This window comes from Pirellulales bacterium, from assembly GCA_036267355.1.
Taxonomy (GTDB): Bacteria; Planctomycetota; Planctomycetia; order Pirellulales; family DATAWG01; genus DATAWG01.
Map to the genome: position 1 here is coordinate 26162 of DATAWG010000006.1, position 26075 is coordinate 52236.

A 26075-nucleotide genomic window follows, 5' to 3' on the forward strand; every position below is an offset into this window, starting at 1 on the left:
TGGGAGCTGGCATCCGATTAGCGTCAGTTAGGATTCTCTAGTTTCGGGTTCATGGACCGGCGCGCCGGCGTCGCTGAACTTGAGTTGCACGATATTCGCCGCCCCGGACAGAGCGGCACGCGAAATCGGTGCGTCATCGTCTGCCGGCAACGAACGTATCTCCGAGGGTATGGCCGGTTCCGCTTTCGGCGCGGAATCCGCATGCGCTCCGCGAGGAAGCGCTGCCGCCGCACCGGTGTCGTCGTGTCGTCGGCCTCCGTGGCCGGCTTCGTCGCCGGCCGGAACGAGCAGGCCCAATCGCCACAGCAATCGGCGAGGCCAAGCCGGCGAAATGCCCCAACTTTGCAGGCAAAGGGCCAAGGCGTAGCCGAGCGCCAAGTTGAACACGGAAATAATCAGCGTACAGATAACCACAATGCCCCCTTCCACATTCACGCCTTATCCAACCAGGAATTGGAAAGACGAGACCATGCAACCGTAGCTTACAGACAGCACGGGGGAAAGCCCGGAGGTTTTCCGCTGGGCAATTGCTGCGGCTTGGGCGGAACGACGTCGGCGAGTAGCGGTCGTACTGATTGTGCCGACTCGAAAATTGTCGCGGGAAGGGCGATTCGAACACGTCGTCAATCGCCGCGCACGACCGCGGGTGTTCCGAGGCAAAGAACTAGCGTAGTGTCTGCGAAATTGGGTGTCCTATTCGGCACGCGCGCCGGCTTTTTTCAAACCACCGAGCCACAGAGAACACCGAGAAGACAAAGCGGAGTCGACGGGCCAAATGTTTCGCCTTGCGAAGGCGATGCTCGCCCATTTGGACGCCTCCCGCTGTTCTCTGCGTGCTCGGTGACTCCGTGGTTAACCGTTCGCGACCGTCCGTGCAAAATTTGGCGTCGAGGTGCGCGGAAAGCGTTCAAACCCCATCTGTGTGAGACGCTCCACTAGCGATTCCCGGCCGGCACCTGAAGCGACGTAAGTTGGCGCAACGCTTCGACTTGGCTGCGGCGCTCGTCGGCAAGTTTCTGTAGAAATTCCGGCGATGCTTTGTCGAGCACGATAATTTCGCTACGGGCATGCGGATCGGAAAGCGGCCGGACGATGCAAATCACCTCTGCCCCCTTGGCTTTTTGCCGAATTTCGGCCAAAGTGGCGGCCTCGTCGCTTGTCAAACCAGCCGAGCCCCGCCGGATCACTGCCGCGGCCGTCGCTGCCGCGGCCGAGCCCAAGGAAGCATTGGCCGCGCCCAACGAAGCATTGGCCGGCATCTTCGCTGGCATGGCCGGCAGATCGTGTTCGGCATCCGCAAGCGAGACGGCCGGCTCGCTGCCGGGCGCTTTCGCTTCCGCGGAGGGGAGCGGCGGCGACGACGCCGATTGCGCCGTAAATTGTGCCGCTGCCAGCGCGGATTCCGGTGCGGTCGATGGCGGCGTGGCCCGGTAGACGAAGGAAAGTTTTGCCCGGTCGAGTTCCTTGTAGATCGAAGCCAGAGCGGCATAGAGGCCCTCGTTGTCGTCCGGGTCGGCCGCGTTGCAGACCCCGATGACATATCCGTCGGCGCTCACCACACCGCCGCCGCTGCGTCCTTGCACCGGCTGCCCGGCAACTTGAAAATTCGGCGGACCGCGGAATCGATCGATCGAATCGATGTGGCTCGATTGAACTGTCGGCGGCGCGGCATTGCTGCAACCGATGGTTGCCACACGGTCGCCCTTGTGCAGTGTGTAGCCGGGCGGCGCGACATGGATCGCCTGCAATGCCGACGTAGCCGGTATGCTCACCAAGCCGACATCCTTTTCCAAATCACAACCGATCAGGCGGCCCGCGACCTGCTGTGGCTGTCCTGGACCATACAGATCGACGCGGATGTCGCCTTTCCCGTCCGAATCGCGAAACAAGTGGGCACACGTCAGCACCAAGGCTTCGCCATTGCGAACATCGACAATCGTCCCGGAGCCATAGGAATTGCCGGTCCGATCGGCGACCTTCAGCCGCGCGCAGGCGGCCAGCAATTGCGCCTCGCTGAGTGCAAATCCGCCGGCCGCCCCTGCTGCGTCGGTATTGCGATCCGTGCCGCCCCTTGATCCGCCGACGGCCGGCGACTGGCTCGCGGCTGCCGCCGCCGTCGCGCCTTGGGCGAACGTCGGTTCGCGGCCGTCGATCGGCGCCATCTCCCCAGCAGCAGTGCCGGTTGCGCCGCCATTTTGCGCCGCGGCCGTGGGGCTCGGCCTGCCGGATGGATCGTAGCCCGCGCGGCGAAACATCGCCACGAGCGTGCTGATGTCGTTCATGCCAACGGTCCGCTGCACTTCCTGCCCATCCACGATCAACACGAAACAGGGAATCGACGAAACATGAAACTTCTGCGCGAGGGCCCGATCTTGATCGATATTCACCATGCGGACCGGATATCCGGCGGCCCCGAGCTGCTGCATCACCGGCTCCATCGCACGACATGGTCCGCACCAGTCGGCTCGAAAATCAAGCAACACCGTGTCTGGGGCTCCGGTGACTCCCAACAACAGCGGCGCCAAGAGGGCGGCAAGCATAGTCTCTCCTTAGACAGTGCGGGATCGGCTTCGTGCGGGATCGGGAAATGCAGGCTCTTCGAATGAAGACTCGGCCCCCGGATCGCTGCAAATTCCATGGAGGGAATTGAAAACACAGCGGCTGCGCGGGCGGACCGCCGGAAGGGGACGTCCGGGCGGGTTGACCGGCGGTGGTTCGGCGTCGGCGGCTTGCTCGTCCGGCATCCATGCCGGACGATCGTAGGCAGGTGGGCACACTGGGTGGGGCAAGCCGCGGACATGCCGCCGCGAACCGTGCGGCGTTGGGGCGGGTCCTCGATCTAATGGGCGCGGCATCTTCTCCGAGCCCGCCGATTTCCGCAATGCCAGTTCGAAGAATTCCGGCGATTGCGGCCCCCGCGCCACGCTGAGATCCGGCCCGACGCGCGAACCGCAAGCGAGCCGCAACACCGAACTGAGCCGGAGGCTCGCTCGCGGTTTCGCGCGTCGCACGTTGGCTCTAGCCCGCCAAGGATTCAATCGCCGCGACCTCGCGCAGCACCCGTAGGCCCGCCGCGATTTCCTCGGGCGTGATGCAGAGCGGCGGGCAGAAGCGAATGCCCGCCTTGCCGCAGGGCAAGAGCAATAGCCCATGGTGAAAGGCCAACTGAATCACCCGGTCGCGGCGAGCCGGATCGGGCTGGCCGTCGCGAGTCACGTCGATCGCTCGCATGAGCCCCAAACCGCGCACGTCGATCAGCCAGCGATGCTCCATCGCCAGCAGTTCCAGAGCGGCGGCCAATTGATCGCCGCGCGCCGCCGCGTTCGCGCGAAATTCTCGTTCAATGAGATCGAGCGTCGCGAGCGCCGCTCGGCAACAAACCGGATTGCCGCCAAAGGTCGACGCGTGGCTTCCCGGCGACCAATCCATGAACTGCGCTTTTGCGATGATCGCTCCCAGCGGCATTCCGCTGGCAATCCCTTTGGCCACGCAGATCACATCCGGCGCGGCCGAATCGCCGAAATGCTGGCAGGCAAACATTCGGCCGGTGCGCCCCAAGCCGGCTTGAATTTCGTCCATCACGAGCACGATTCCATGCTCGTCGCACACTTCGCGCAGCATCGGCAGAAAACCGGGGGACGGCACTCGGTATCCCCCTTCTCCTTGAATCGGCTCGACGAAAATGCCCGCCACTTCGTCCGGCGGCGCCGTCGTGGCGAACAAGTTTTCCAGTTCCATCCGAGAGCAATCGAACGGCAGCCGATGCACCCCCGGCACCAGCGGGCCAAAGCCCCGCTGATGCACGCTTTTCGAACCGCTGAGCGACATCGCGCCATACGTTCGGCCGTGAAACGCGCCGTAAAACGAAATCAGCCGCTGCCGCCGCGTGTGAAACCGCACGAGCTTGAGCGCGCCCTCGATCGCCTCAGTTCCGCTATTGGTGAAAAACACGCGCTTCGGACCGTGCCCGGGGGCTAATCGGGCCAGCCGCTCCGCCAGTTCGATTTCGGGAGCATAGTAGAAATCCGTGCCCGACATGTGCAGCAACCGCTGCGCCTGATCGACGATTGCCGCAACGACTTCAGGATGGCAATGGCCGGTGGAAGTGACCGCGATGCCGGCGGTGAAATCGAGAAACCGGTTGCCGTCGATGTCTTCGATCGTCGAGCCATAGCCGCGTTCGACCACCAGCGGATAAAGCCGGGTATAGGAAGGCGACATGACTGCCGCGTCGCGCGCCAGCCACCCGGCCGCCTTGGGCCCCGGCAGATGCGTGACCAAATGCGGCACCGCTGCCAAAGCCGTGTGAACCACCGGCGAAATTTGTGAATGCGGCGTCATCGGAAAGGTAGACATCGGAACCACCACGCCTTACTGAGAGAATCACGAAGAACCGAGGGCAACCAGGAAATACGCGAAAGAAACGAAAAAGGGGAACCACTGGATAACACGGATAACACCGATAACACCGATAACACGGTCGAACGGCCAAACGACGGACGCGACGGCTCGCCGGCGAGCCTTATAGGCGCGCCGGCCATCCTATAAGGCTCGGCCGAAAAATAGCTTCTCCCCAGAACCCCTCTCCCCTTGCGGGAGAGGGCAGGGTGAGGGGTTCGAAATGCGGAAGTTATTGTTCGCCCGAGCCGAAGGCCTGCGGAGGGGCCTGCGGAGGGGCCTGCGGAGGCTTCAGTCTGCCGCCTTCTCCTCCCCCGGCTTCACCGCTGCGCTCATGCCTTGGGCCATCGTGATGCTGCGGTCGTAATTCACCGTGAACGCTGTTTTGTGTGTCACTGCATCCACCAACGCGGCTGCCGACGGCCGGCCGTTGCCGCTGCGTTTCACGCCGCCGAATGGCAAATGCACCTCGGCGCCGATGCATGGCAGATTGACATAGCCCATGCCGTAGTCGCATTCGTCGCGGTAGTAGCGCCAGCGGCGATAATCGTCGGTAATCACGGCCATCGACAGCCCATAAGGCGTGTCGTTGTAAATTCGGATCGCATCGTCATCGTCTTCGAATGGAATCAGGGCCACGTGCGGGCCGAACACTTCTTCGCGGATCGTGCGCAGCTCGGCACCGTGCCGCTGGCGGTAGACGAATGGCGACATGAAATGGCCGCCTGCATGCTCGGGGTCGGTCATTCGGCCGCCGTCCAACAGCACCTCCGCCCCTTCCTTCACGGCCAGATCGTTGTAATAGCTCACCTTTTCCACCGCCGCTTCGTTGATCAGTGGACCGGCAAAGTTCTTTCGATCGAGCGGATCACCGAAGCGGAGCAGTTTTGCCTGCCGCACGAACCGCGCGGCAAATACGTCGAACAGCCGCGAGTGGATCAGGATGCGCCCCGCCGAAACGCATCGCTGCCCGGTCGTTTTGAACGCGCTCAGGATTGCCGCGTCGCAAGCCAAGTCGAGCGGGGCGTCTTCGCAAACGATCACCGCGCTTTTCGAACCGGCTTCGATCGCGCATGTCTTATGATCGCTCTTGGCCGCGAGCTGGCGAATTCGCGATCCGACGGCAAAGCTGCCGGTGAAGCAGACGACATCGACATCCGCATGCCCGGCCAGCGCCTCGCCCACCTCTTCGCCGAGGCCATGGACGAGATTGATCGTGCCCGGCGGAAAACCGGCTTCGTCGAACAGGCGCACAAGATGTTCGCCGATGGCCGGCGTTTCTTCCGACGGCTTGAACACGACCGTGTTTCCTTCGAGCAAACTGGGCGCGAGCATCCAGAACGGAACGGCAAATGGAAAATTCCAGGGCGTGATCACTCCCACCACGCCCCGCGGCTTGCGGCGCACGAACAAGTCTTTTCCCACGATTTCCGAAGCCGCGATCGACCCGACCGGTTGCCGCGCGGTGCCGAACACATATTGCACCATGTGCAGCCCCTCGATCACCTCGGCCCGCGCTTCATCGAGCACCTTGCCGCATTCCATCGCCAGCAGCGTCGCCAACTGCTCGACATCGCTTTGAATCAGCGCGGCGAGCTTCCCGAAAAGTTCGCCGCGCTGGATGCGGCTCGTGCGCCGCCAGGGCACGAATGCCCGCCGCGCCGCCGCGACGGCCAGATCGACGTCGGCTTTGGTGCCGCGCGGACAGAGGCCGATGATCTCATCGGCCCGCGCCGGATTCCGATCTTCGAGGGTCTCGCCGGCCGCTGTTTGCCAACGGCCATCGATAAACTGCCGGCCCGACCATGTGGTAGCGGAGATAGTTGTCATAAAGAGGGGCGAGGGGCTTGGGGCGAGGGACGAGAGACGACGGCCACGGGACGGATGGGTGCATTTATCGGCGGCTTGCCCGGATTATTCATCGCGCCACACTCGCCCGAAGCGTAAGCGAGCGAGCCGCCACGCGCTTACCCTCGCTAACGCTTCGGGCTACCATTTCGCAACGTATCGCGAATTCCTGGCACTATTGAATAATTCGGGCTGGCGCCTTGCCACTCGCGACCGGCCAGGGCGAGCCGCCGGTTCCGCAGCGAAATCGCTCCAGGACTCCCAACCGCTGTTGCCAAGGAGGGCAAAGACGCACACCACCACAACCAACCATATGGCGGCACCGGCAGCGATGGCAAGAGAAGAATCGCCGCGACCTAATTCGTTGCACGCTCACCAGTTCGACCGGCAAAAAGTGCCGCATCTGCGGGCCCTGAGCAGGACATGCAACTTCCGGCCCGGGCGTTTGCCGCCGGCCCCTAGCGCGCGGCATCGCCGCTAACAAGTTTTTCAACCTCGGCCACGATCTTTTGGGCCAACTCATCCGGCTGTTTGGATTCGCCCGTAATGCTGAACTCGATCGGTTTCTGCTGATCGCAAAACAGTTTTGCGGTGACGGTGGTCTTGCCGTCGCTTGTTTTGTATCTCCCGATCAGCCGATAGCCATCCGGGATTTCGCGGGCATCCACGAACACGACGCCGCGCTTCGAGCCGCGGATCGAACTGCTGCGGAGCATTTCGTCCACGCGCTTCGATAGCCTCAAAACATCGTCGAACGCATCCTCGTCGCCAAACGTGCTGCGGAGCACCAACGGACGGGCGGGCTGCAGCGGAATCTGTTCCCTGTCCGACAAAAGCAACTGGCCGATATCGAAACTCGCGCTCCCCTTGGGCACCGCGATCACCGGCCGCTGGATGCCGCCGAGATCGTGGGCCAACTGCGGCACTTCGTCGGCTGCGAAGCCGAACAATTTGTCGACATCGACAAATTGATCTTCCCGCAAAGCGCTGCCGCGCAGGCCGAGCAGCAAACTATAGGTCAGCACGCCCTGGCCATACCGCGACGCCTCGTAGCTGACCGAATCAGCCGCGCATCCCGCCAGCACGAACATCCCCGTACGGTCTTTCAACCGATCCAAGGCACGTACTTGGCTGGTCGGCACGTCGCGCTTCTCGGTCAACTTTTCGATCAGGCGGCCGGAGGCGCAGGTGTCGAGCAACAACACCTGCTTCAACGCCGGCACGCTGTTAATCTGTTCGGCAATTTCCTTACCCGACAACGCGACGCTCTGCCGCACGGCCGGATCGCTGAGGTCGGCGCTTTGTGCATCGCACGTTAGAAAATAAAAATCGCCATCTTGCCCGCCATAGTTCACGCCATGGCCCGCCAGATAGACGACCAAAACATCGCTCGACTTGGCGTTGCCGTCGCGGATTGCCTGGAAGGCGGCCAGCAGGTTGGCCCGCGTCGGGCGATGCCGCGGATCGGCCGGCGAACCACTTAGCAACGCGAGGTGAACACGATCGGGTCCGAACAGCCGCTTGGCGCCGATTTCGACCGCCTTGGCAAAGTCGCTTGCATCCTTGGCCGCATAGTGGAGTCGCAGCGATTCGCCACGGTAGTTCGATACGCCCGCGACAAGAATCCAAATCCGCGGCGGCTCGGTCGATGCCGGGCTCGGCGGCTCGTAGTCGAATTCCAAGCCACGACTGCGAAGATAGCCTTCGGCGTTGTACGCTTCGACCTCGATCTTATTGGGTCGCCCGGCAATCAATAGCGGCTGGTTGGGCGGCAGAGGGATCTTGAGTGCCAGCGACGGCGCGTTGGGATCGTGCGCGGTTCCCCGGGCATCGGCCAGCAACTCCTTGCCATTGATCCGAACCACCACTCGGCCGATGCCGCCTCCACGATTGGTCAACGCGATTTCCAACGCCGGATCGTTCGCCTTTGGCGGGGAAAGCACGATGGCCGGAAAGAGCTTCGGATTCGTAAGACCTTCGACATTGCGCAGCGGTTCGGGATTGAAACCCATTTTCTTGGCTAACAGCCCCGGCTCGTAATAGCGCTCTTTGAGCTGCGCCAATTCGATCGGTTCGTTGCCGACGACCCAGTGAAGTCCTGCGACGCTCCCGCCGTTGGAGGCGTCGAATCGCCCGGTCGAGTCGACGATCGCCCAATCGCCGTCGGCAAAACTCACCAAGACGCACAGCTCTTTGCCCGTCGCGGCGTCCCAAAGCCGACTGGTGCAGTCCAAACTTCCGGTCAACACCTTTCTGCCATCGGGAGAAAAGGCGACCGACGTGACTTCGGCCGAATGGCCTTCGAACGAGCGGATTTCCATCCCGGTGGCGGTATCCCAGAGCCGGGCAGTGCCATCCAAACTTCCGGTCAAGGCCTGCTTGCCGTCTGGTGAAAAGGCGACCGAGCGGACGCTATTCACATGCCGGTGGTCGAAGCGGCGGATTTCCTTGCCGCTAGCCACGTTCCAAAGCCGCGCCATGTTGTAGGCGCTTCCGGTCAGAATCTGTTTGCCATCGGGAGAAAAGGCGACCGACGTGATATGATCCGCGCCTTGATGAAAGCGGCGGATTTCCTTGCCGCCGGCGGCGTCCCAGATCCGCGCGCTGCCATCCCAGCTTCCGGTCAAGAGTTGCTTGCCATCGGGAGAAACAGCGACGGAAAAGACGGCCTGCGTGTGCCCGACGAGACGATGGATTTCCTTGCCGCTTGCCGCTTCCCAGAGCCGTGCGGTGTTATCGGCGCTGCCGGTCAAAATCTGTTTGCCGTCGGGAGAGAACGCGACGGAATTGACGCGATCCGAATGACCCGCGAAGCGGCGCACTTCCTTGCCGGTCGCCGCGTCCCAGAGGCTTGCGATGTGATCGAAACTTCCGCTCAAGACCTGCTTGCCGCTCGGAGATAGTGCGGCTGAAGTCACCCGATTCGAACGCTGACCGAAGCGGTACATTTCCTTTCCGGCGACGAAGTCCCATAATCGCGCCGCCGATTTGTTGTCCGCGAGGGCGTCGTTGCCGGCGGTCAGAATTTGCTTTCCATCCGGAGCAAAGGCGACAGACCAGACCGGCTCCGCCTGGCCCGCGAGGCGAAAGATTGGCCGGCCGCTCGACGTGTTCCAGAGCCGTGCCGTCTTGTCGAAGCTGCCGGTGACGATCTTCGAGCCATCCGGCGAGAAGGCCACGGATGCGACCGCATCCGCATGCCCTTCGAAATGGCGAATTTCCTTGCCCGCGGCGACTTCCCACAACCGAGCTGTCTTGTCGAATCCGCCGCTCAGAATCTGCTGGCCGTCGGGCGAGAAGGCGACCGAGAGAACGCCATCCTTGTGCCCTTCGAAACGGCGAATTTCCCTGCCGCTCGCGGCGTCCCATAGCCGAAGCGTGCCGTCGGCGGCGCCGGCCAACAACCATTTTTGCCGTGGAGCAAAGGCCACCGCATTGATCGCGCCGGAATTTCCAGTGAAACCACGAATTATCTTGCCGGTTGCCGCGTCCCACAGCCGCGCCGTTTGATCGTCGCTGCCGGTCAAGACCTGACGACCATCTGCTGAAAATGCGACCGATTTGATGGCCCCGGCATGTCCGACAAAACGCAAGACTTCCTGCCCGCTCTCGATCTCCCAGAGATAAGCCAATCCGTCTGAACTACCCGTCAACACCCGCTTGCCGTCCGGAGAGAAAGCGACCGCATTGACTTCGCGGGACGGTCCTTCGAAGCGACGAAGCTCCTTGCCGCTGGCGGTGTCCCAGAGTCTGGCAGTGCAGTCCCAACTGCCGGTCAAAACACGCGTCCCATCCGGCGAGAAGGCGACCGAGGAAATTTTGGTCGAGTGCCCCACCAAGCGGCGGAGCTCCTCACCACTCGCCACATCCCAGAGCGCGGCCGTGGCGTCCCAACTTCCCGTCAATATCAGCTTTCCGTCCGCTGAATAGGCCACCGCCGTGACTGAATCCGCGTGCCCCAATTGGACCATCAATCGCGGCGCTCCGACCGCGGGCGCGGCTTGCGGCGGATGCCCATCGGCGAGGGCGGGCGGGCAAGCCGGCCAGCCACGGCCTAGCGCGCTCGCCGTCAGGATTGTTGCCACGACAAGCCGGCGCATTCCAACCGCTCCCAATCGAGCCGCGAAGAACCAATAAAACGCTTGGCCGCTATCCGTCGAATCAATCTTACCTTCGGAAAGGTTGCCCACAAACAAGCTCGCCTGGCCGGCGATTCGGCGTGTCGCTGCGCTCGACGCACGTGGCTTGTGAGATCGGCTCGCATCTATGGACAATCGATCCGGGTCGCTGCATGATGCTGGTTGCAATGCGATGGTTGTCGTTTTGATTTGACGGTCATGATCGAGCAAAGCAAGTGGTCCCGCATTTGGACGCCCTGTATGTTACGACATGCCGCAATAGCAATTCGCGACGCTCGCAACCGCTGCTCGTTCGCAATCGTGATCGCCAGCTGCGTTCTCTGCGGTGCGGCGAGCGTGGCTTCGGCGGCCGACAAGGCCCCTTTATCGGCGGCTCGATTGAAGGTGTGGGCGAATTGGGCGATTCGCACCCGGGCGATCCAATTTGATCCCCCAAGGAATCGAGTCGCCGGTGACACGATGGAAGTCGAAGATGTCGCCGTCTTGTCTGCAACGGAGCACGACGCCGACAATCTCTACGTTCGCGCCTTGATGGATCAGATCGAGATCGAATTGCGCCGCGAACAACTGCTTCAACGCGCCAACTCGCGTCGGATCATGGAGCCGTTCTACGCCAAGATGGAGCAGATCGTCGCCAAGAAGTTGGCCCTCGTCGAAGATGCAAAACGAAGCGCCGACGATCGAGACGCAAAAACCAACGAACTGAACGACCAACTAATGGCGGCCTATTCTGACGGTCTGACCGCGGTCGCGAAATCGATCAACCTTGCGAAATTCGAATTCGTCGCCGAAGCTCCCAGTAGGTCGGGCTACGTGACGCTCGTCGCGTCGCCCGGGACGACGATCGACATGGTTCGGCCACTCACCGCCGGACTTCTCAAGGAGGCCGGCGTGGCGGAGGCGGATTATCCTTGGTCGAGCTACAAGGCCGGAGATACGGCGTCGCTGTTGGGTGCCTACTATTGCCGAATCAGTTTGAATGGCCGGCAGGCCATCGTCTCGAAGAAAGTCGGCCAAACGATGACCACGCTCGAATTTTCGAATCCGTGAACCGGCCGCTTGGTCATCGAGCTAAAAGCCGCCCCGCTTTCCTGAGCCGGCGGTCAGCGCTCCTTCTATTGCCCTTCGGCAAACACCGTCGTCGTCGCTTCCGAATCGAGCGGCTTCGTGACATTTGCGCTCGTCACTTGCGCGCGCACCACGGCTTGGCCGGCGCGGTTGGCATGCACATGGATTTCGTAGGCCACCGACTCGTGCGGCCGCAGTTGTTTGATCGGATCGAAGCGAACCGTTTGGCCATCGATCGTCGCGGCAGACGGGTTTTGGTCCAGCCGATCGGCGAATTGCATGGTTGAGGGAATCACGACCGATAGCGCCACGCGCGACTCCGGCTCGGTTCCTTCGTTGGTCACCACGACTTGATACGACGTTTCGCTGCCGGTCTTGATCGGATTGGCGCGCGAAGCGATCAGGAGCTTTAGATTTGCCGCCGTGCGGTTTGGCGATGGGATCGTCGTTTGCGGGGGCCGTGTCGCCGGCGTTGTCGGCAATTGGATCGAGGGCGCGGGGGTGACGAGCGTGGGATTCGGCGTCGCTCCGGCCGGATTCGGGCTAAGCGGCGGAGCAGTTCCGGACGGCTTGGCCGGTTGCGGCGCGAGTTGCACGGCTTCCGATTGCACGCAGGCCTCGGCCGACACGTTCAGCCCGCCGTCGCCGGACAGTTCGACGATATTGCAAAGCCGGCCCGATTTGACCACCTTAAACATGATCGCCATCCGCCGCAATTCGTGGGCTGGAATCGGCTCAATCGCCTTTTGCATCGGATTGGCTGCCGAGGCGTGCACCAATCCATCGTCGAATCGATCGGAGAGCTTCAACCCAGTCGCGGGAACATTGCTGCGGTTGATGAGCAAAAGATCGAACGTCACGTCGCCGCCGACAAACGTCCGCGCCGGACCGATGAACTGCATATCGACAACCGGCTTTTCGACCTGCACCGCGGGCGCAGGCAGCAGCGTCGTCGGAGGGCGCGAGAGCGCCGGCGGCGCGCCGGTCGCTGGACCGCTGGGAAATGGCCCACTCGGCACGACAATCGGCGGCGCGACGGGCGGCGGCGAAAGCGGCATTGAGGGAATTGCTGTTGGCAATGGTGGGCCCATCGAGGATTGCGACGAATCCGGCGGCGAAATCGCCGGCTCGGGAATCGCCGCCAACGGTTGCGGCGCTGGGGCGGCGGTCGGCGGAGCGGCGGAGGTCCAGGTCACTTGCGTCGAACCCGCGCCGATCTCGATTCTCTCCCCGCGCGGGCCAGCCGGCCGCGCGAGTCGGACCGTGATCGGGTTGATTCCCGCGGCGGGGGCCGGCTGCACGATGTCGGCGATCGCCTCGCCTCGCGCATCGGTCGCCACTTCGATATCCGCCATCCCACCCGGCGAAAAACCGGCTGCTGGCCCGCCCGCGATGGTGTATCGAACCAACCAACCCGCGATCGGCGTCCGATTGGTTTGCCGCATGACAAGCGTCGTCAGCCGTTGCCTTGAACCCGGCAGCGCGGCGATTGGCGGCGGCGCGACCCAGCGGACATCGACCCAATGAATGACGGCCGACGCTTGCCGCGTCGCCGGATCGGCGATTTCCGGTGACAACGCGGTGACGACCGTGTCTCCCTCCGCGCCCGAGGTGAGGCCGATCCACGTCTGCCCGCGCAAGATCGTCAGGTCGTCGCGGGCCGTGGCGGTGCCGCGCGTGATCACTAAATTCTCGCCGAATGTTTGACCGACTGCGGAGGTTGGCGAAAGCGACGGCGGGCGTTGATTCACCAATCCGCGCAACGACGAATTCGGCGCATCGCCCACGGTGACGATCTGTCCCACGCTCCCCGGGGCAAGCGACCAGTCAATCCGCTGAAATGGCATTAACTGCCGTTCGGGACTGTAAACCCCTGCGACTAAAATCACATTCGCATTCAAGGGCGCGATCACCACGCCGGGGCTGAGTTGCACTACCGGCGAGGCCCGCAATTCTGGCCGGCCCACGACAAACGGTTGACGGCCGGTTTGTGGGCCGGCGAAATTGGGCGGCGGCGCTGCGATTGCCGGCGGCGCTGCGATTGCCGGCGACGCGACGGGAGTCGCAAACGCGGTCGGTGGTGCGCCAATAACCGGCGGCGATGCAAGTGGTGCGGCCGTCGGGGCCAACGCGGGTTGAGGAACGTAAAGCGGAGCAACGCCGCCGCCGGCTGCCGGGCCCACCGCCGTTGCGGCGCCAGGATACGTCGCACAGCCAATCCCACTCGCCGCCAGCCAAATCGCGGCGAACACGATCGACGGCCGGGCAATAACAGTGCACGCAGCCGCCGCGGACGGCTGTCCAGGTTGCAACGCGTCGGTGTTTAACCCAAGCCTTGCCATCTGGCGGGCTCGTGGCGAGCAGAAGAGATGTAAGTCCACTCTGCAAACTTACCACGCAAAATGGCGGCAGGTGGCCGGAAGGCAACAGGCGCGAGGCGGAATGGCAACGGCGCAGCATGCCGCGGCCCCACCCAAGAGGCGCGGACGACAGGATCTGACGGCGGGCGCGGGATCCGCCCTCCCTCGGCTTGGAGACGCTGGCGCGAAACGCGGCTAGTTGCTGAAGATGCCGGTGGCATACCAGATGCCGTTGGCCCCTCGCTGGATGTCGTAGCCGTAGCCGACGTGCTGAGCATGCACTTGCGACCAATGGCCCGACGACTGCCGCCAACTGTCTACGCAATCGATACACGAATCCATCAGGTTTTCATTCGGCCAACTCTCGGCGACGACTTCGGCGGGCATGCCCGGCGTTCCGCGGCGGAAAAGGCGGCTGATGATGCGGTGGAATCGACTTTCCCATTGATGGTGCCCCTGCAACTGAATTTGCGCCTGATAACGCGAATGACTTGCGGCCTCGTCGTACAAGACGGGATTTGCCGCTCCTGCCGTGCTCGCCGGTCGCTCGGGATGGATCCGCACGGCAAAGACCATCGTGCGCTGCGTAAGCGTTCCGACCGGCAAATCGAGCAACGTCGCTACATGTTCTGGTTGGAAGTGGTAGTACTTCCCTGGCGTGAATGGGCAAGCACTGACGACGTATGTGTAGTACGGCGCATCGCAGTGCGCCAGATCGATGATCGCCAAACCGGGCCCACCCCGCAGTTCCGCGAACGCCGCGTGGCTCAACAGGCGGCTTGGCCGGCCATCGACGGGCACCGTCGCATCGAGCGGCAGACGCACCAACACAAAATTATCGAGCTTCGCCCGCGAAGCCGCCGCCGAAAGCGCCGAATCGACCGGATCAAGCGGAATCGGCTCTCTCGCAACGTTCTCCTTCGCGGCATTATTACAGAAGTAGATGAATAGCATCTTGTGGCTTTGTTGAGCCGCGCGGTAAGCCTCGAAATAATCACTCTGCCAACGCACCTGATTCGTGAGAATGGCTGTTTTCACCTCGACGGCCATCGCTCGGCCGGCAAGAAAAAATCCGCTCAAGCAAATTGCCGCAAAGAAGGCTCCAGCGGCAACTAGATACGCTCGAAAGCTATACGACTCACGGCGCTCCAAACCATTCCAGTGAGACCCGATCAGGTGTGCCGATTTCGAGCCAATTTCGTTCCATCGCATCTTCATCGTTGCTCCTCCTGGTGAAGTTAGACAATCAGCCCAGTCGCAGTTCGTCCAAGGTGAATTGGGCATCCGCGCAAACGATGCGGATGCCGAGCATGGCAGGACGTTTGGCAAGCGGTGGCTGTTCCGTAGCGCCCCGTAGCCGGTGGGAACCGAGACAAATCCGAAAATGCGACGAGATGCGAATGTCTTGCGATTGGCCTTCAGCAAACCGTTCGATCATTTCTCCCCGTCGCTCGGATCCAGTTTCTCGGTTGCGGAACATTAAGGCCCAGGCGATTCGATTTTTCAAGAGGCTAAATAAATAAGCCGCCAACATGCCGCAGGACGGGCGCAGGAATCGTTTCCGCTCATTGCCGGCGCCTAAGTTCCGGCACGATCAGGGTTTCCTCGACCCTTTGTTGCGGGTTGCCGCGAGCAATCAGCCCCAAGAAAGCCCATCCAAATTTTTCTTGCGATATCGGCGGCGACTGAGTATTGATAGATAAATTGCGGTATATGCACAATCTGAACAAAATGACACGATTTCGCAGAAATTTCCGGTTCCGGAAGGATGGGGAGTAGTGTTCTTGAAACTTTTCGCTATCGTATGGTTGCGTAGGCGGGGCAAACCGGCCGATTGCGGGGGCGGGCACAAATCGGGTCGGTCTCATCTCAACGGATTAGCAACGGAGGACTCACGGATGCGATGCTTCTTCATGGCGGGCGCAGGATTGGTTTTGTCGCTCTCGCTGGCCCATGTCGGAATCAGCCGAACAACGAACAACGATTCGGAATCGCTGCGGCAAGCCGGCCGGCCGCCTCTGGCACACGGCAGCGCGGGCCTCACTCGGCTACTGCCGGCGAAACCCGCACAGTCGGCGCAACTCACGCGACCCGCCGATTCAAATTCCTGGATCGGCGAGCTCGATCATCCGGTTCTCAATCGTTCCTGGCAGTTGACATCCGATTGGGATCCTCGCGGTGCGCCGAGCATCGTCTTGGCCGCCGCTCACGCAACGAGCCAGCCTCACGACTCCGGTTCGCCGGCCGATCTGGCTGAGCGGGTGCGTGCATACAAGGGAACGTTCCGGCCGATTGCTCCCGCCCAACTCGCCGCCGCGCAAGCCGATTTGAAAACCAAGGTCGACCGGCTCGGCTGGCTGCTCTCGGGCTCGGGAGCCGATGTGCAAGCCGCCAACGACGCCTGGAAGAGCGCTCTGCATTGGAACGAATTGCAAATGGCCGCCAGCCAAAGCAGCCCCGCGAAGCCCGATGAACTGCGAAACCTGGCCGAAATCATTCGCGATGCCCAGTCGAGCGAAACACTCGATCCGCATGGTGACGATAGCGCCGCCGGGCTCGGTTTCCGGACCGCGATCGACGACGTCGGTCGTGCCTTGCATCGGTATCGAGTGTTGCTGAGCGCGTCCGGACCCGATGGCCAACATCAGTTCGACGAACGGCTTGACGCGCTCGCCAAAGCGCTGGGCAGCAATCCGGCCACTTGGAACTCAACCGAAGCCTTCGACGTCGGGCGGTGGCTGGGCGATATGCAAGTCGAGGGACAGGTGCCCGAGTTGGTCGAAGAAATCCACGAGCGATTCAGCCAACCGAACCTCGTGATCCGTGCTCCTAAGGAATTCATCGCCAAGTTGACGCAGCAAGATCCGGTCGACGAAACGAACAAGGATTTCCGCGACACGATTCTCGGGACAAGCATCGTCGGGACCACGCATATCCAGGGGCAAAAGACGGTAGAATTGGTGCCTAACGATCGTCAGGCCGTGATGGCGATCACGTTCACCGGAGCCGTGGCGTCGCAAACCGTCGGCTATCACCCGCCAGTAACGGTCACGAGCCACAGCACCACCGATCTGCATGGCACGGTCTGGGTGACGATCAACGGCGACGGCTTCACCAGCGGTCGAGCCTGTAGCCAGGCATGCACGCACACATGCATCGATTGCATCGCCGTTTGCGGCGGCCGACTCGTGCAGCGGATCGCGCCCAAGCGGGTTTACAAGAGCAAGCCGGAAGCAGAATGCGTGGCCGGCCAGCATGCCGAGCAACGGCTTAATGAACGGATCGAATCGGACGCGGTGGAATCGCTCGGCAAGTCGAACCGCAACTACAAGGCAAAACTTCGCGATCCGCTGATGAGCTGGGGCGCTTTCCCGCAGATTCGCTACTCGACGACGGCAAACGAACTGATGGTTCACGCTCTGGAGGCCAATTCCTTCCAATTGGCGGCGCCGATCACCATTGCATCCCCCGCGTTTGACGGGAATCCGTTCCTGGCGGTGCGCTTGCATCAAACATTCGTGAACAACCTGCTCTCGCTTTCGTTGGGCGGGCGCACGGTTTCGCAAGCACAATTCGAAGACAGCGTCGGCAACATGTTGGGGCCCGACGTTGCCGCCAAAACGCGCAAGAGCGGCGAGTCGTCGAAGGAAATTCGCGAGCGCGAAGCGAAAATGACCGACGCCGAACGCGAGCAATTCGAAAAGGATTTGAAATTCAAGCGAGCGAATCGGAAAATCACGTTCGCCGAATCGGACCCCGTGACGATCGATTTCACCGATCGCGCATTCTCGATCACGATTCGCGGCACGCATTTCGAAGGCGAAGATCTCGATCGGCCGGCCGGCGCCGAAAACATCACCGCGCGCTACAATATCGTCGCGGGCCCGAATGGCGCCCAACGGGCAGCGCGAGTCGGCGAGCTCGAGGTCGCCCCGCCCTCGTGGCGCAAGCTCACGCCGCTGCAGCGGACCACCTTGAAGACAGCCGAGGTTGACAAAATCCGCGGCCGATTCAATGATCTTCTTCCGCCGACGATCGAATTCCAAGGATTGGATTTTTCCAATTCGGCCCCGCCCTGGAACAAGATCGGATCGCTGCAAGCCTACCGAGTCAGCTCCGGCAACGGCTGGCTGGCGATCGACTGGCGCGAAGCGGCCCAATAAGCCACAAACCCGGCCGGCAAAAAACGCAAGCGAGCATCAATGCCGCGTGAGCTGGCAGTTCGCTTGCGGTTTCGCGCGTTTGCCCCCACTTTCCCCCCTCACCATCCCCCTCACCCTTCCCTCGATGCCCCCCTTCGTCGAAATCTCGTTCGACTGCTTGCCGCTGCGATCCGTGGGGCGAATGGATATTCCGATCGACGCTTCGCCCCGCTTTCGGGAACTGTGCGAGCGGATCAAGCAGGCGATTGTCCGGCATGGTTCGCACAATACCTACTTCCTGCATGATGCCGTGTGTGTGTTCCATCTAACCAATGAGCCGAGCATCGGAACGCTCGAATTCAGCTTCTTGGGCACCGTGATGACCGACCCGCAAGATCGTGAGACGATCGCGACCGATTTGGATGTGACGCTGGTGCGTGAAACCTGCGACTGGCTCACGCAACCGGTAGTGGCATGGTTCCACGAATCCGTGTCCAAAGCGGTGCAATTGGAGTTCAACCGATACATTGCCGCCGGCGATCTGGAGCAGACAAAGAAGCGCATCGAATCGCTCCAGGCTCGCGCCGATCAAGAAGGCGGCTTCTTGGGCATGTATCTCTGATAGCGTGCAGGGCCGCGGCAAGCGTTTCAAGCCCTGCTAGAATCGATTTTGACCGCCTTTGCGCCGCGGCCGAGCGTCTCGCTTGCGGTTTCGCGCGTGCGCCGCTATCGCAACGACCGCCATTTGCCCAAATCCAAACGGCTTGGGCTGTTCAAGAAAGATGCGCGATCCGCGTCTTTCTTTCCGATTCTCGCGATCGAGCGAATTCTTGAAAGTTTAACGGTCGCCGGGTCGATAACTGCTGTGCTGATTGTTGCGCCGCTGGCGTTACGTCCGGGGTTTTGGACGAGAGCGTCTCGGCACGCAAGCTTCCCGGGGGGGAAGAACAAGCTCGTTCGCACCGTGCCATCGCGGCCGCGAACGGCTTTGGTTTTCGGAGCCGATGATTCGGCTCCGATTCCGGTGACCTCCTGACGAAGGACTGCACAGCAATGAGCCGGCACTTTTCTCGCATTCGCATCGTGGTCGGACTAGGCCTCTTGCTAGCCGGTGGCTGTGCGCCAACGCAGCCCTTCTATTTCGGCGAGAAAACCGATCTGTCGCACTATATCGGGATGGCCACGAAGATCGAAACGCCCGACGTCAAGCAAGCGAGTCTTGCGGAGACGGCCGATCCGCCCCCGCCACTGTCGCTCTCGAACAGCAAGTTCGTGATCTGGGATTTGAGCCTGCAGGATGCAATCCACATTACCTTGCAGAACAGCAAAGTGATGCGGACCCTGGGTGGCCGCTTCTCCACCACTGGCGGCACGCGTCCGCAAGTCGGCGATCCTTCGACGGTGCTCGAGACCTCGCCTTCCTCGGTCGAAACGGTTTACGAGCCGGCATTGGCCGAATCAAATCCGACTTTAGGCGTGGAAGGCGCGCTCTCCGCATTTGACGCTCAGCTCGCCAGCAGCTTCACCTGGGCGCACACCGATGTGCCGCAAAACGTCGCGCCGGCCTACGCCGGCATCTTCCCACGCGTCGAGATCGAAGATGTCGACACGTTCAATGCCAGCATCACCAAGCGCACGGAGTCGGGCGGTACCGCAAGCGTCACCACGACGGCCATTTACACCGACAGCAATAGCCAAAGCCTCGAGCTGGCGCACGACAATTCGCTGGCCGTCAACTTCGGCTTCACGCAACGGTTGTTGCGCGGCGGCGGGTCGCTGTTCAACCAAATCCACGGTCCGCTCGATGCGACCACCTCCGGCATCGGCGGCGGCTTCAGCGGCGTCATGATCGCCCGCATCAACGACGATATGGCGTTGAACGATTTCGAATCCAACATGACCAATCTGTTGACCGACGTGGAAAATGCCTATTGGGAGCTCTACTATGCCTATCGCGCTCTCGACGCGGGCAAAGTCGGTCGCGACAGTGCCCTGGTAACGTGGCGAAAAGTCTACGCCCTGTATGTCGCCAAAGCGAAAGGGGGCGAAGCCGACAAGGAAGCCCAGGCTCGCGATCAATACTACCAATTCCGCGGCCAGGTCGAGCAGGCATTGGTGGATCTGTATCGCATGGAAAACCGCTTGCGGTTCTTGATGGGCCTGGCGGCCACCGACGGCCGGCTCATTCGCCCGATCAACGAGCCGACCACGGCCAAAGTGCTCTTCGATTGGTGCGACGTGCATAGCGAAGCCCTCGCCCGCAGCGTCTATCTGCGCAAGGAAAAATGGCACATCAAGCAATTGGAACTCGAATTGATCGCCTCGCGGAATCTGTTGCTGCCGAACTTGGACTTCGTCGGCAACTACGAACTCTACGGCTTAGGCGACAATCTGCTCAACAGCACCTACGCCCCCTACAACGGATTGCCGACGCAAACCATCATCGGCAGCAACGCCGGCTCGACGCTCGCCGACGGGCAGTTCGGCAATTGGAACGTCGGGTTGAATTTCAGCGTCCCTATCGGGCTGCGCAAGGAATTGACCACGATCCGCAATCAGCAATTGCAACTCGTCCGCGAGCGATGCATGCTCCAGGACCAGGAACTCGAGCTTTCGCACGACATCACCGACGCGGTGCGCAACGTCGATGTGCAGTATCGCTTGATGCAAACCAACTTCAACCGCCGCCTGGCGAGCGAAGACGAAGTGGCCGCCGATCAGGTGGCCTACGACGCCGGCACCACCACGCTCGATATCCTGTTGCAGGCCGAGCAGGAACGGTCGGTTGCCGAGGCCGCGTACTACCGCTCGCTGATCGACTACAACCGGGCCATTTCGCAGGTGCACTACGTCAAGGGTTCGTTGCCGGAATACGACAATGTGTTCATGGCGGAAGGCCCGTGGCCCGGCAAGGCTTATTTCGACGCCCGCCGGCTGGCCCGGTCGCGTGATGCTGGCATCCAGTTGAATTACGGGTATACTCGACCGGACGTGTTCAGCCGGGGTGAGTATCCGCAATTCGGACCGACCGCGCAAGCGAATGAAACGCATGGCACTCCGACTCCGGCGGCCGCGGGTGCGAGCGGGGAGCCGATTGACACTCCGCAACCGGTGCCGAGCGTGTTGCCCGGCCCGAACGGCGCCGGCGGTCCGAACACCGGACGAACCCCGAGCAGCGTCGTCCCTGGGCGGAGCGCTTCGATCGAGGGCCGCTCGGCGGATGCCGCGGCGGCCGGTTTGCGACCGTTGCCGGCTTCGGCCCGCACGCCGCGCGAGCTACCCGGCGACGGCCCGCAATTGGGCAACGCAACCGGCAGCTCAAACCGCACGGCCTCGGCGAATGGCGACCTCAACTATCCATCGTCGCGGCGAACTCCGGCGAGCAGCAATGTTTCGAGCGGTGTAGAGAGCCCCGGCTGGAAATCGAAAACTTCGGATGAATCTGACTCGGATCCAGCGCCTGCTGAAACTAATCGGACTGCTGCAGGTTGGCAGGGGGCACAACATCCGCTCGCTGGCCAATGATTGCGAGGTCAGCCGGCGGACGATTTTCCGCGACCTCGACGTATTGCGGGCCGCGGGAGTGCCGCTGGAATTCGACGACGAGTTTCAGTCGTATCGCCTTCCGCAAACGTATCTCCTGCCGCCGACCAATTTCTCCGCGGAAGAAGCGTTGGCCGTGTTGGTGCTCTGCGACGAACTTGGCGCCAACCATCGCCTCCCCTTCTACGCACCTGCCCGCAGCGCGGCGATGAAGCTGCATGCCGCTCTTCCCGCGCGGCTGCAAAAATATCTGCGCGACATCACCGGCGCGATTCGCATTCAGTTGCCGCCGGGAGCGGCGATCGACGACAAGCAGCCGATTTATCAGCAATTGATCGACGCGCTCGCCCGCCGGCAATGCGTTCGCATTCGCTACGATAGCTTTTCCGATGGCCAGGTGATCTCCACCCGGCTCAGTCCCTATCGGTTGATGTTTAGCTTGCGGTCGTGGTATGTGATTGGCCGATCGTCGCTGCACCGCGCGACGCGGACGTTTCACGTCGGCCGGATTTTAAAGCTCGAGCCGACCGGCGATGCTTACCGCATCCAGCGCGGCTTTTCGCTCGAACAATATTTGCGCAACGCCTGGCATCTGATTCCCGAGCCCGGACCCGATCGACAGGTGCGCATCCGCTTCGAGAAGCTCGTGGCCCGCAATGTCGCCGAAGTGCGCTGGCATGCGACGCAGCAGACCGAGTTCCAGCCCGACGGCTCCCTCGACTTCCGAGTCACCGTGTCGGGCTTGAAGGAGATTTCCTGGTGGGTGCTTGGCTATGGCGACAAAGCGGAAGTTCTCGAGCCCCCCGAGTTGCGTGCAATGGTCGCCGCCCACGCCGGCCGCATGGCCGAGCAATACGCGGAATAGGCGTGTCGGGCGGCGGTTCCAGTGCACTGGCAAGCGGACCCCGCCAGTGCGAAGCGGCAATCGGCGCGGCCCAGCAAACGCGGGCGAGCGGGGTTTCTCTCAAGAACGACGCCGCATTCTCATTTTGCCGTCAAACGGCGGTTCGCGGCTCGCTTGCGACTTCGCGCGTCGACCGTTACTGTCGCGCGGCCCCCAGCTCATGCACCGCCTCGACTAGCGCGATCGCGTTTTCCGGCGGCGTTTGCGGCAGTACACCGTGGCCGAGATTAAAAATATGTCCGGGCCGGCCGGCAGCCTGCTTTAGAATTCGTTCCGCAGCGCGGCGAATCTCGTGCCGATCGGCCAGCAGCACGGTTGGATCGAGATTGCCTTGCACCGCTTTTTCCGGTCCGACCAACTGCCACGCTTCATCCAGATCGATGCGCCAATCGACGCCGATCACGTCCCCGCCCGCCTCCGCCAACAGCGGCAATAGCGCGGGATTGCCCGTGGCGAAATGAATCACCGGCACGCCCGGCTCGATCGACTCGATCAGCCGCTTCGAGTGCGGCAGAACGAAGCGGCGATAATCGTCGGGCCCCAGCGCGCCGACCCAACTGTCGAACAATTGCACCGCCGAGGCCCCGGCCGCGATCTGGGCATTCAGATATCTTGCGACGGCTCGCGCGAGCCGCTCCAGCAGGGCATGCCAAGCTCCAGCATCGCGATACATGAGCGTCTTGGTGTGCGAAAACGAGCGGCTCGCGCCCCCTTCGACGACATAACTGGCCAGCGTAAACGGCGCTCCGGCGAATCCGATCAGCGGCATGTCGTCGGGCAGGCCGGCCCGCGTTTGCCGCACCGTCTGCATCACGAAATCCAACGGCCCGACATCGTCCAACTCGCGCACCCGTAGGACGTCTCGCGCCTCGCGAACCGGATTATGAATCACCGGCCCTTCGCCGCGGGCGAATTCCAAATCCAGGCCCATCGGTTCGAGGATCGGCAAAAGATCGGAAAAGATAATCGCCGCATCGACGCCAAGCCGTCGCACCGTCGTGATCATCACCTCGGCGCACAGGGCCGGGTTCTTGCACAATTCCAGAAACGTCAATTTTTCCCGCACGGCCCGATACTCGGGCATGTAGCGCCCCGCCTGCCGCATCAACCAGATCGGCACCCGTTCGACCGGTTCGCGGCGGCAGGCTTTCATGAACAGACTGTTTTGCCAAGCCGGAACGGCCCCGTTTGCGTTTTGCGGCGGTGCGGCAGCAGTCGCTTTCAGCGGCCCGGACTGCGCGGATCGCTTGCCCGCCAACAATTCGCCGGCGCGGCTCGCGGCGGCGGCCACGAGATGCCCCATCGCCGAGCGTTCGGGCTCGAAGTCGATCGGCAATTGATGCTGGCGCAGCGTTTCGCTCGTGTCGGGCCCGATCGAGCCGACCACCGCGCGCGCCAAACCGCCGCGCACTTGTTCCGCGAGCCCCATCCGTGCGGCGATCGTCAAAAGATTCGTCGCTTGTTGGCTGGAGGTGAACAGGGCCACATCGATTTGCCCCGCCGCGATAGCGCGCACATTCGCTTCGAGCGGCCCAAGGTCTTCCGGCAATTCCCAGCGGTACACCTTGAGCGCCCGCACGGTCGCTCCGCGAGCTTCCAGCCCGGCCAGCAGGCTCGCGTTCGTCTGGCCATATTCGATGAGCGCGACGGTGCGATTCACCGGCGGTACGCTGCGATCGAACACCGAGAGCACTTCGCGCCACGTGTTCGGATCGGCCGTGCGGTGCGTCGGCGTCAACCCGAGCTCGCGGAGCGCGGCGGTCGGCTTCGGTCCGCGGGCGATCGTGATCACATCCGAAAGCGATTCCAAAAATCGTTTGCGATCGACCTGCCGATCGAGTTGCGACATCAAGAGCCGAATACCGACGCCGGTCATGAACACGACCACATCGATCTGCCCGGTCATCAAATGCCCGGCAAAATCGATGGCTTCAGGATTCTTGGCCTCGGCCACTTCGCGCATCGAAGGGCTGATCGACGGCAGCCCGCCGAAGCGCGCGACCATTGCGGCCATGTCTTCCGCCCGCCGGCTCTCAAATCCGGCCACGCGCAGCCCGGCGAAACTCGGTGTATTATTCGTCATAGGCCCTATCGTAGCTCCCCGTGTGGCACTGGCAAGCGCAGTCTGCCGTTGTGGCCCTTGGGGCTGGCTGCCCCATCTCAAGTCGATCGGACGGCCGATGTGCCATTGCATCCTCGCCGTCCTGGCCCGGATGATTCAGTGCGCCGGGAATTCGCTACACGTAGCGAAACGGTAGCCCGAAGCGTTAGCGAGGGTAAGCCTCGGTGGCCCCCTCGCTTACGCTTCGGGCTAGTGTGGCGGCATGAATAATCCGGGATAGCGGCGCTCGCACTGGCCGACTGCGCTGGCCAGCGGCACACCGCGGCTTTGCCGCCGGATTGCGAGCTTGGTACGATGAGCATGGCAATTCTTTGCACCGACCACATTGTACCGGCACCGTATGACGACCGCTCCGTTCGATCAATTGCAAACCGATTTGCAGGGCAATTCTCAGCGAAGTGGCGTCGAGGCCGGGCTGGAGCGGCTCGCGGATTGGTTTCGCACGGAAAGGCGATATCACGAACTGTTCGACACTCGCTTGATGCAGGCCCGCGTTCGGCTTGGGTTGCCGATCATTCTCACCACGCCGCTCGAAGAACTGGACGAGCCGCTGCGTAGCGAAGTCGAAAACGCGTATCTGTCGGCGTGCCGCGAAGCAGGCTGGCTGTTGTGGAACGCCGGAGAAATTCGCCAGGCGTGGATGTATCTGCGGCCGCTGGGCGAAATGCCAGCCGTCGCCGCCGCCTTGGCGAAACTCGAGCCGACCGAAGAAAATCGCAACGAATTGATCGAAATCGCCTTGCACGAAGGGGTCGACCCGGCGCTGGGCCTGCAATGGGTGATCAATCAATTCGGCAGTTGCAACGCAATCACGGCCTACGACTCGGAAGTGCCGCGATTCCGCCGCAGCCAGCAGCAGGCTGCCGCGGCCGTGATGGTGCGACACCTCCATGGCGAATTGCTGGAAAACATCCGTTCCGAAATCGCGCGCCAGGAGGGGAGCCAATCGAGCGAATCGGAAGCGAAACAAACGAATCTCGACGAGCTGCTTCATGGCCGCGATTGGCTGTTCGGCGAGAATAGCTACCATATCGACACGTCGCACTTGGCCTCGACCGTGCGCATCGCGCGGATCATCGAAGACCCGGCGTCGCTGCGGTTCGCTTGGGAATTGACGCAGTATGGCCGGCGCTTGTCGGAAACATTTCAATTCGCCGGCGACGAGCCGTTTGCCGATGTTTATCCGAGCCACGGGCTGTTCTTCGCCGCCCAATTGGGCGTGCAAGTCGAGGCAGCGGTGCAATATTTTCGCGAGCGCGCCGAACGAACGGTGCCGCAAGAAGAAGGAACCGCGGCCGCCGAGGTGTATGTCGCGCTGTTGGTGCGGCTGCGCCGTTTTCCCGAGGCGCTGGCGGCCCATGCGCAGCGGATCCCGCCCGACATGCGCACGAGCGGCTTCGCGCCCACGCTATTGGAACTCGGCCAACTTGCGGCAGATTACGACCAACTCATCCGCATCTGCCGCGACCGCGGCGACCTCCTCGGCTTCGCCGCCGGCATGATTGCGAAGAACGCTCCCCGCTAGGCCCGAAGCGCCAGCGAGGGAGAGCG

14 protein-coding genes are annotated in these 26075 nt (G+C 62.2%); 6 read left to right on the top strand and 8 right to left on the bottom strand.

Annotated elements, in window-relative coordinates:
- Positions 1-27: 27 nt before the first annotated feature.
- The 5 genes from VHX65_01415 to VHX65_01435 form a co-directional block, all read right to left on the bottom strand.
- Entirely contained in the window at positions 28-414 is a 387-nt protein-coding gene (locus tag VHX65_01415) for a hypothetical protein (protein HEX3997186.1), read from the bottom strand.
- 521 nt (positions 415-935) lie between these two features.
- On the bottom strand, positions 936-2540 hold the full coding sequence (locus VHX65_01420) for a trypsin-like peptidase domain-containing protein (protein HEX3997187.1): 1605 nt from the start codon (positions 2538-2540) through the stop codon (positions 936-938).
- 478 nt (positions 2541-3018) lie between these two features.
- Positions 3019-4356, bottom strand: coding sequence for an aminotransferase class III-fold pyridoxal phosphate-dependent enzyme (locus VHX65_01425; protein ID HEX3997188.1), 1338 nt, complete (start codon positions 4354-4356; stop codon positions 3019-3021).
- A gap of 333 nt (positions 4357-4689) precedes the next feature.
- A complete protein-coding gene (locus VHX65_01430; protein ID HEX3997189.1) occupies positions 4690-6228 on the bottom strand; it encodes an aldehyde dehydrogenase family protein in 1539 nt (512 codons plus the stop codon).
- A 476-nt stretch (positions 6229-6704) separates the two neighbouring features.
- Entirely contained in the window at positions 6705-10436 is a 3732-nt protein-coding gene (locus VHX65_01435; GenBank protein HEX3997190.1) for a caspase family protein, read from the bottom strand.
- A gap of 408 nt (positions 10437-10844) precedes the next feature.
- On the opposite strand from VHX65_01435, the gene VHX65_01440 reads away from it, so the two are divergent.
- Positions 10845-11435, top strand: coding sequence for a hypothetical protein (locus VHX65_01440; GenBank protein HEX3997191.1), 591 nt, complete (start codon positions 10845-10847; stop codon positions 11433-11435).
- Positions 11436-11500: 65 nt separating this feature from the next.
- Here VHX65_01440 and VHX65_01445 read toward each other — a convergent pair whose 3' ends face one another.
- Positions 11501-13705: a hypothetical protein gene (locus tag VHX65_01445; protein ID HEX3997192.1), complete on the bottom strand. Its 2205-nt coding sequence runs from the start codon at positions 13703-13705 to the stop codon at positions 11501-11503.
- A gap of 303 nt (positions 13706-14008) precedes the next feature.
- Positions 14009-15031: a hypothetical protein gene (locus VHX65_01450; GenBank protein ID HEX3997193.1), complete on the bottom strand. Its 1023-nt coding sequence runs from the start codon at positions 15029-15031 to the stop codon at positions 14009-14011.
- A gap of 680 nt (positions 15032-15711) precedes the next feature.
- Between VHX65_01450 and VHX65_01455 the strand changes: the two genes are divergently transcribed.
- From VHX65_01455 to VHX65_01470, 4 genes are all read left to right on the top strand, one after another.
- Positions 15712-17976, top strand: coding sequence for a hypothetical protein (locus VHX65_01455; GenBank protein HEX3997194.1), 2265 nt, complete (start codon positions 15712-15714; stop codon positions 17974-17976).
- A gap of 124 nt (positions 17977-18100) precedes the next feature.
- Positions 18101-18577, top strand: a complete 477-nt coding sequence (locus VHX65_01460; protein ID HEX3997195.1) for a hypothetical protein — start codon at positions 18101-18103, stop codon at positions 18575-18577.
- Positions 18578-19008: 431 nt separating this feature from the next.
- Positions 19009-21480 (top strand): TolC family protein, encoded by a 2472-nt coding sequence (locus tag VHX65_01465; protein ID HEX3997196.1) that lies wholly within the window; start codon positions 19009-19011, stop codon positions 21478-21480.
- Positions 21392-22363 carry a WYL domain-containing protein gene (locus VHX65_01470; protein ID HEX3997197.1) on the top strand — a complete coding sequence of 324 codons (972 nt, stop codon included), beginning with the start codon at positions 21392-21394 and terminating at the stop codon, positions 22361-22363. Before VHX65_01465 ends, VHX65_01470 begins: the two co-directional genes overlap by 89 nt.
- A gap of 175 nt (positions 22364-22538) precedes the next feature.
- Here the strand turns inward: VHX65_01470 and hemE are convergent, their stop codons facing one another.
- On the bottom strand, positions 22539-24485 hold the full coding sequence (gene hemE / locus VHX65_01475) for a uroporphyrinogen decarboxylase (GenBank protein HEX3997198.1): 1947 nt from the start codon (positions 24483-24485) through the stop codon (positions 22539-22541).
- A 379-nt stretch (positions 24486-24864) separates the two neighbouring features.
- Between hemE and VHX65_01480 the strand changes: the two genes are divergently transcribed.
- Positions 24865-26049 (top strand): hypothetical protein, encoded by a 1185-nt coding sequence (locus tag VHX65_01480; GenBank protein ID HEX3997199.1) that lies wholly within the window; start codon positions 24865-24867, stop codon positions 26047-26049.
- Positions 26050-26075: the final 26 nt, after the last annotated feature.